12 protein-coding genes are annotated in these 7,269 nt (G+C 72.3%); 1 reads left to right on the top strand and 11 read right to left on the bottom strand.

What is annotated here, in order from left to right; translation table 11 throughout:
* From ABZX40_RS41360 to ABZX40_RS41325, 8 genes are all read right to left on the bottom strand, one after another.
* On the bottom strand, nt 1-1,306 hold a 1,306-nt coding region (locus ABZX40_RS41360; protein WP_356162871.1), incomplete at its 3' end, for a phage portal protein.
* The gene (locus ABZX40_RS41355; RefSeq protein ID WP_355736130.1) at nt 1,303-1,497 is read right to left on the bottom strand and encodes a hypothetical protein; all 195 of its coding nucleotides are present in this window, start codon (nt 1,495-1,497) and stop codon (nt 1,303-1,305) included. The genes ABZX40_RS41355 and ABZX40_RS41360, both read right to left, overlap by 4 nt.
* Nucleotides 1,491-3,020, bottom strand: coding sequence for a terminase (locus tag ABZX40_RS41350; RefSeq protein WP_355736133.1), 1,530 nt, complete (start codon nt 3,018-3,020; stop codon nt 1,491-1,493). Before ABZX40_RS41350 ends, ABZX40_RS41355 begins: the two co-directional genes overlap by 7 nt.
* A gap of 29 nt (nt 3,021-3,049) precedes the next feature.
* Nucleotides 3,050-3,361, bottom strand: coding sequence for a hypothetical protein (locus tag ABZX40_RS41345; RefSeq protein WP_355736136.1), 312 nt, complete (start codon nt 3,359-3,361; stop codon nt 3,050-3,052).
* A 271-nt stretch (nt 3,362-3,632) separates the two neighbouring features.
* Nucleotides 3,633-4,073: an AAA family ATPase gene (locus ABZX40_RS41340; RefSeq protein ID WP_355736139.1), complete on the bottom strand. Its 441-nt coding sequence runs from the start codon at nt 4,071-4,073 to the stop codon at nt 3,633-3,635.
* Nucleotides 4,074-4,082: 9 nt separating this feature from the next.
* Nucleotides 4,083-4,460, bottom strand: coding sequence for a hypothetical protein (locus ABZX40_RS41335; RefSeq protein WP_355736142.1), 378 nt, complete (start codon nt 4,458-4,460; stop codon nt 4,083-4,085).
* Between the two features lie 2 nt (nt 4,461-4,462).
* Nucleotides 4,463-4,825 (bottom strand): hypothetical protein, encoded by a 363-nt coding sequence (locus tag ABZX40_RS41330; protein ID WP_355736145.1) that lies wholly within the window; start codon nt 4,823-4,825, stop codon nt 4,463-4,465.
* 2 nt (nt 4,826-4,827) lie between these two features.
* Nucleotides 4,828-5,112, bottom strand: coding sequence for an HNH endonuclease (locus ABZX40_RS41325; protein ID WP_355736148.1), 285 nt, complete (start codon nt 5,110-5,112; stop codon nt 4,828-4,830).
* A 76-nt stretch (nt 5,113-5,188) separates the two neighbouring features.
* On the opposite strand from ABZX40_RS41325, the gene ABZX40_RS41320 reads away from it, so the two are divergent.
* Nucleotides 5,189-5,425 (top strand): hypothetical protein, encoded by a 237-nt coding sequence (locus tag ABZX40_RS41320; RefSeq protein WP_355736151.1) that lies wholly within the window; start codon nt 5,189-5,191, stop codon nt 5,423-5,425.
* A 98-nt stretch (nt 5,426-5,523) separates the two neighbouring features.
* Here the strand turns inward: ABZX40_RS41320 and ABZX40_RS41315 are convergent, their stop codons facing one another.
* The 3 genes from ABZX40_RS41315 to ABZX40_RS41305 form a co-directional block, all read right to left on the bottom strand.
* A complete protein-coding gene (locus ABZX40_RS41315) occupies nt 5,524-5,769 on the bottom strand; it encodes a MerR family transcriptional regulator (RefSeq protein ID WP_355736153.1) in 246 nt (81 codons plus the stop codon).
* Nucleotides 5,770-5,898: 129 nt separating this feature from the next.
* Complete coding sequence (locus tag ABZX40_RS41310) at nt 5,899-6,660, bottom strand: DNA methyltransferase (RefSeq protein ID WP_355736156.1); 762 nt, start codon at nt 6,658-6,660, stop codon at nt 5,899-5,901.
* A 117-nt stretch (nt 6,661-6,777) separates the two neighbouring features.
* Nucleotides 6,778-7,092 carry a hypothetical protein gene (locus ABZX40_RS41305; protein ID WP_355736159.1) on the bottom strand — a complete coding sequence of 105 codons (315 nt, stop codon included), beginning with the start codon at nt 7,090-7,092 and terminating at the stop codon, nt 6,778-6,780.
* Nucleotides 7,093-7,269: the final 177 nt, after the last annotated feature.

The following is a 7,269-nucleotide window of genomic DNA, read 5'->3' as shown; positions in this document are numbered from 1 at the left end:
GCCCGCAGCACCCACCGCCCGACCCGGGCCGCCTCCCCCGGCGCGCCCCCGCCCCCCGCCGGCGCCCCCCCGCGGCCGGCGGCGCCACGGTGGTGTCGGGGGCGAGGGGGTTGACGCCGAGCGGCGCCATGTAGGTCGGCTGGAGGTAGACGTCGCCGCCCTTGCCCGCGGGCAGCGGGGGCAGTTCCTCGAACCCGCGCACGTCGTCCGCGGAGAACGCGCCGACGTCGCGCATCGCCCGGTAGAACGTCGCCCGCGCCGAGGAGTCGCCGCGCAACAGGCCCTGCACCGAGTACTTCGCGTACTGGCGGGCGGGCAGCAGCTCCTTCGTGATGCGCTGCTCGGTCGGCGCCAGCCACGACGGCGCGAGGTCGAACACCACCCAGGCGCCGGCCTGCTGCTCCAGACCCGTACCCCACGACGTCGACTTTGCGGTTTCCATGAGCAGGAACAGCGGCACCCCGAACATGCGGGCGATCTCGGTGACCTGGAACTCGCGCGACTCCAGGAACTGCGCGTCGCGGTAGGGCATCGTGACGGTCTGGAACGACAGGCCGGAGTCGAGGACGGGGATCTCCTGCGCGTTGCGCCAGCCGCCCACGCGGGCCTGCCATCGCTTCTTGACGCGGTCGGCCTGGTCCGGGTCGAGGCGCTGCTCGGTCTGCAACACCCCGGCCATGATGTTGCCCTTGCCGAACAGGCGGGCCGCACTCTTCTCGGCGGCCTGCGCGAGGCCGATGCCCTCGGCGGCGAGCCGCACCGGCGAGCAGCCGGTGATCCCGTCGTAGCCCAGGCCGGGGAAGTGGAGGACCTCCCGCGAGGTCAGGGCGTGGGTTGCGCCCCAGTCGTCGGTGACCTGGAACACCTTTCCCGAGGGCAGCATCTCGTCCGGCTTCACCCGGCCGACGCGTACGCGGTCCGGCATCAGCGGCCACAGCTCGGCGACCACGCCCGCGCGGTTGCGTACCTTCTGCACGTACCCGTTGCCCCAGGCGACCCGGTGCACGTACTGCAACCGCCACAGCTCCAGCGGGGTCAGTTCCGGGTGCGGGTCGGCCAGCAGCGGCGACTCGGCCCGGTCGCGGGAGCCCTGGGCGTAGGGGTGCAGCGGGAGGTGCGCCGACACCGACGCGATCAGCCCCACGGACCGCCACACGGCCGGCATGTGCAGCGACGACCGCTCGGTCACGGACGTCCCGGACTCGTTGGGCATCGCCCCCAGGTACCCGGCCACCGCCTCCGACGTCAGCGGCTGCGCCGGATTCTCCAGGCTGCGCTGCTCGAACAGACCGAACAGGCTGTTCACCGGGCCCCCTTCCCACGCGGCTGGGCGGTCCCAGGCCGGGCCATCTCCCGTTCGACGGCCAGGACTCCCAGCACACCGCCCACCATCAGCGCAGCGGGCACCCACAGCATCGCCACCCCGGCCAGGAACAGGACGACGAACGCGACCTCCAGGCCGGGCAGCAGACGCTCGCGCGGCGGCATCTTCACCATACGTTCGGCTCCCCGTCCTGCTCGGCGTCGTGGTACGTCTCCCAGCCCCACACCGCGTAGGTGGCGGACACCAGCGGACTCACGTCCACGCCGTCGCTGCGGCGCGCCCACAGCCACGCGTCCCCCACCTCACGCTTACGGGCCCCGGCCAGTGCCGCCGCCATCGGCGCCTGCCCGAGGTGCCGCAGTGTCCCCGCCGTCACCCGGTCCTGGAACTGCCCGCACGCCCCGGTCAGCTGCCGCACCTTGGGCGACACCACCAGGTCGTCCCGCGGGCGCGGCTCGTCCGGGTCGTCCTCATACTTGAGGGCCTTCCTCAGCGCCGGTACCAGCGACCCGGCCGGGCCGCCCTCGTCGATGACCCACGCGCACGGCCGCCACCGCTTGTCCCGCTCCACCACGTAGTCGACCACCCAGTCCGTGCCGGGCCGGTGCGCCACGACCTCCGCGTGCACGTCCCCGTCCTCCCCCGATCCACCCGCCACGGAAATGGCGGTCCACGTCCGCTCGGGTGTCGTCTCGATCGAGAACGCCACCGGGTCGCCCGGCCGTGACGAGGAGTCCTCCAGGGCCTCCCACGCCTCCTTGCCGATGACCTGCCATGTCTCGTCCGTGACCTCGGGGTAATCGCCCACGCCGAGACGCTCGCGGTCGAAGAGGTCCGGCCGCATGCTCCGCATCTCGCGCAGCACGTACGCGGGCCGGATACGGATCCCCAGCGCGGGGTTGGCCCGCGCCCACGATGCCTCGTCCTCGCGATGGTCGTGCCGGTCGCACACGATGCGACCCTCGGCGTCGGCGGGGCACTCCTTGACGTGCTGGTCGATGGAGTACTCCAGGTACGTCAGCGACGCGTCCGGGGCGCCCTCGGCCATCGCGCGGGCCCGCAGTAGCGCGAGCTGCTCGCTCTCGTCACCCAGACCGGCCGACCCGGTGAACACCAGCTGCGGGTTGTGGCGCGCGGACAGGACCGGCATCAGCGCGCCGATCGGCGCGGCCCGCAGCTTCATCGCCTCGTCCAGCAGCACCAGGTCCCCCGAGAACCCCCGCCCGCTGTCCCCGCCGCGCGCCAGGAAGCGGATCCGAGCGCCGTTGAAGAACTCGAACCCCTCCTCGCCGTGGCTCCGGCGCACCCGCTTGACACGGCGGCTCAGCGCGTAGGAACCCTCGATCAGCTGGTCCAGCCGGAGGAACGACTCCTGGGCGGTGTTGAACTGGTGCGCGGTGTGGATGACCAGCCGCCCCCCGAACAGGATGACCTCGCCCAGCTGGCGCGCCTCCAGGAAACCGCCCTTGCCGTTCTGGCGGGCGACGTTCAGCACGACGTCCAGGGACGTCCACCGGCCCTCGTGGTCCTCCTCCAGGCTGTGGTGCAGGGCGAGCTGCTGCCACGGGTCGAGGTGCAGGCCGGAGTCCTCGGCCAGCTCCACGCACTCCTGACCGGCGGGCGACCGGAAGGCGAGCGCCTCCTGGTCCTCGGCGCCGTCCCACCGGCCGGTGCCGACGCGCCGCCGCCACGGCACGGACAGGATCCTCGGCGTCTGGCAGCCGATCACCGGGCGTCCCGATCAGCCGGAGGGGAGAGCCTCCGGGAACGGCGCGCGTTCAGCTCATCGATCCGGTCCCCGCGCTCCTTCGGCGGAGCCGCGGCGATCACCACCGCCATCGCCTGCCGCAGCTCCCGCGCAGCCGTCGCCGCCGCCTTCGGATCCTTCGCCGAGTCGACCTCGGCCGCCAGGCGCAGCGCCGTCGCCGCCAGCGCCACAGCCGACGGGTCGACACCGAGGTCATCGAGCTGCGCCGCCGTCGCCCTGGCCACCGCCCCACGCCGCAGCCGCCGCCCCGACTCCGCAGAGTCACCCACCGGACATCACCCCCCGTAACCAGACAGACAGTCACGAAGAGTGACAAGAGGGGTGTTACAGAGCGTTACAGCCCAAATGTCACAGAAAGTAATCGAGGATCGTACTTGCGCGGGGAGAGAGCCGGGCGAGAAGGGATTTTGGGTCGCCCGGCCGCCTCCTGAACTTTCAGCCCACTCCCCGCCCCGGGATGCCCGGCGGGCCCGCCGTGGCGGGTCGATCGGTGATCGAACGTCGCGTTTCGTGACCTGTTGCGCCGCGCAGCACGCTGCGTCACCAGTCTCGGGATGCCTGGGTGGTGACGGGGCGTGACCCACCGCGCCGGTAGTCCCGGTACCACCGGGTGACCACCCGGTCCATGCCGGCCGACCGCATCGCGGCGACGCGTTCGCGCACGACGTCTTCGCCGGGGTCGACCACCACGATGCGGGCGCCGAGCCTGCGGTAGCGGGCCCTCGCCTTGGGGCTGGGCATGGTGTGGATCAGGTACACGTCCACGCTCTCGCGGTGCTTGAGCGCCTCCTCGATGGCGGCGAACCGTGCGCGCTGGGCGACGCGTTGCACGGTCTCGTCGTGGTTCCAGGCCGGTGCGCCGGGGCCGGTGAGGGCCTGGGCGATCCGGTCCAGGTCGATCACCAGGTCACGCGCTGTCGCGTGTGCGGTGATCCACGTGCTCTTGCCCGCGGCGGGCGGGCCGGTGATGACGTACAGCACGCAGCGTCCTTATACAGGGTGGCCGGGCGGGCGGGCGGCGGCCTGGGTGCGCAGCCGGGCGAGATCCTGCTCGGCGATCGTGCCGCGCACGGTGATGGTCTCGGGCGGGGGCGGTCCGGCGGCGAAAGCGGCGGCGACGTGCGACCACATCTCAGCGAGGCGCGCGGCCTCGGTGCTGCGTACGCCGTGGAAGGTGGCCTGGCGGCGGGCGTGTGCCAGGGCGTCGTGCTGGTATGCGCTGTCTGCCTGGCGGCGGGCGTAGTCGTCGTGGCCCACGGCCCAGTCGTACTCGGTCTCGGCGCGCTCGGCCCAGCTGAGCGTGAACGCCTGGGCGCGGCGCAGCTGCTCGGTACGCCATGCCGTGTAGCCCTGCTCGGCGTTGGTCATGTTCAGGCTCCTACCGTGGTGTCGGGCCGGTAGACGGTGATGCCCTCGGCAGGGATCACGATCACTTCCACACCGGGCAGCCTCGCAGTCAGCCGGGTGGTGACGGCGGAGAGCTGGGCGTACTGGACGGTGCTCGGCATGAGGACGAGGAGGGTGTCGCCGGGGCGGATGATGGTGAGGTCGGCGGCGATGTCGACGGTCACGGTCGCGGTCTCCTCCGGCGTGCAGTCCTGGGTGTGGAGGGCGATGGTCTCGGCCGCCTGGCGGTGGCCCTCGGTGATGGAGGGGTAGCGGCCGTGGGAGCCGCAGCCGTCGCACCGCCAGGACCGGCCGTTGTGCTCGGTGTAGGCGATGGGGCGGGGCATGGTCACCACCTCCGGGAGGCTCGGGCGGGGGTGGTGGTGAGGCGGTTGCCGCGCGCCGAGTTGCAGCGGCGGTGCGCGCTGCGGGCGTTGGCGGGGTCGAGGAGGCTGCCGCCGAGGGACAGCGGGAGGGCGTGATCGAGGGTGAACGCCCAGCGGCTGCGCTGCGCGGCGGTGCCGGTGAGGCTGTAGTCGATCGGGGCGCCGCAGCGCCAGCAGGGCAGGCCGAGCGCCCGTTGCTGGGCGCAGAGTCTGCGGTAGGGGCGCCCGTTGCGCGGGTTGCGGATCACCCGCGCCACCTCCACCTACGTCACAAATCCATCACTTGCGCACACGCAGTGTGCGCACGGCGCCACACTGCGGCCCATGTCCTCCGATATCAGCGCCCGTACCTGGCGCCCCAGCCGCAATCAGAAGATCATCGCGGTGCTCGTGCTGCTCCTGATCTGGACCGCCATTGCGGACACGTGGACCGACAAGGGATGCACTCTGCCGCAGGGGTACAGGTTCGTCATCACCTACGGGGGCAGCCCGGACCGTGACCAGGGGTGCGAGGACGGGCCGGGCGACCTGCCCCAATACACGGACACCTACTACGGATAGACGCCCAGCCCGGGTAGGTGGCGTACCCGCTGCCCGGTGCTTCCCTCAGGCGCGTTGGGGCGCGGCGGCGGGGTGTGCGGCCCGCCGGGCAGCGGGGTCTAGGGGGTGCTGATGCCGACGAGGCGTAGGGCCCGCGCGCGGGTGGTGTGCTCGGCGCGGGCGAGGTCGGCGAGGGCGTACAGCGGGCGCCGGTGTTCGTCCAGGCCGCCGGGCTTGAGGTGTCCGCGGTGGGCCCAGGAGCGGATGGTGGCGGCGGTGACCTCGGCAGCGCCGGCGGAGACGAGGCGGCGCCAGGCGGTGGCGAGGGCGGCGGCCTCGGTGGCGGTGTAGAGCCCGTGGGACATGGTGGCCTCCCCTCGGGTGTGCAGCAGCCCCGGGGCCGTGGGCGTCCGGGGCTGAGCGGGAGTTCCTGGGGATGGGCACACCTGTGCCACAGCTCTAGTGTTGCGCTACGTGCCGATCTTGTCCAGCGGTCACTGTGTGTCAGCCGTGGTGGGGCTGGTGGTGGCTGCGGTGGTGAGGCGGGCGCGGGCGGTGTCGGCGATGGCCGCGGACTGCTCGATGCCGACAAAGCCACGGCCGGAGGTGAGGGCGGCGACGCCGGTGGAGCCGGAGCCGGTGAACGGGTCCAGCACGACGCCGGCGGGTACGCAGATCTTGACCAGCTCGGCCATGAGTTCGTCGGGTTTCTGGGTGATGTGGACGCGGCCCTTGCCCCGGGGCAGGCTCGCCGAGATGAGGCCGGGCAGGATGACCGGGTTACGGGCGGCGTCCACCGGGCCTTTGGTGCCCCACAGCACGTATTCGCACGCGCGCCGGAACCCGCCGCGCACGGGGCGGTTGATCGGCTTGAACCAAGGGACGATGCCGCGCCACGTCCAGCCGGCGGCCTGGAGGGCGTCGGAGGTGGCGGGCAGCTGCCGGAAGTCGGTGAACACGAGCAGCGGGCCGCCCTGTTCGGTGGCGCGGTAGCACTCGGTGAGGACGAGGGTGAGCCACAGGGTGTAGCTGCGCTGGTCGCGGGTGTCGCCGTCGAAGTCCGGCAGTGCGCGGATCGCCGAGGTGTGGAAGTACTTCCTTCGGGCTGTGCTGGCGGTGCGCTGGGTGTTGGTCAGGCCCCCGCTGTTGTACGGAGGGTCGGTGATGGTGGCGGCCACGGAGGCGTCGGGGACGGTGCGGAGCAGGGTGAGGGCATCGCCGTGGTGCAGGGCCCAGGTGGGCGCGGTGGTCGGCATCGTTGGCTCGTTTCCGTGCGGATCGCGTGCGCCGCTGGGTGCGGCGGGCAAGTCGGTGCACTGGACACTGGTCTGCCCGCCGCGCCACGGAATGGAACATCTGTTCTGGTGCTCTGGTCAGTCGACGGGTTCCCAGGTGCGGCCGGGGCGGCCGGTGTGGCGGACTTCCACGGCGACCACGGGGTTGGTGTCCCATTGCGGGGGCGGGGGGTCGTCCGGGGCCGCGTCGGGGTCAGGTACGAGCGTGTAGTCGACCGCGTAGAGGCGTCCGTCGTCGGGGGCCGTGAAGACGGCGCGGCGCCGCCGCGGCATGCCTTCGGGCTGGTCCAGTTCGATATCTGCGGTGCAGGCGGTGTCCCGGGTGACCGGGCCGTTGCCGGGGTACGCGTGGATCGCGGCGAGCTGTTCTGGGGTGTAGTGGCGTACGGGCATGGCGGGAGCGTCCCACCGGCCGGGTGCCGGTGGGGCCGGTTCGGGCGGGTTGGCTGGTTCTGCGGGGTGCGGCGGGCAAGTAGACAGGCCCGTACCGGCCGGGATGAGCTTACCGATGATGACGTTCTCCTTGAGGCCGATGAGCGAGTCGGACTTGGCGTTGATCGCCGCGTCGGT

Origin of the sequence: Streptomyces sp. NPDC004610, assembly GCF_040609715.1 — a bacterium.
In the GTDB taxonomy this organism is placed as follows: domain Bacteria; phylum Actinomycetota; class Actinomycetes; order Streptomycetales; family Streptomycetaceae; genus Streptomyces.
Note: the sequence above shows the minus strand (reverse complement) of the source record. Positions and strands in the feature narration are given on the sequence as shown.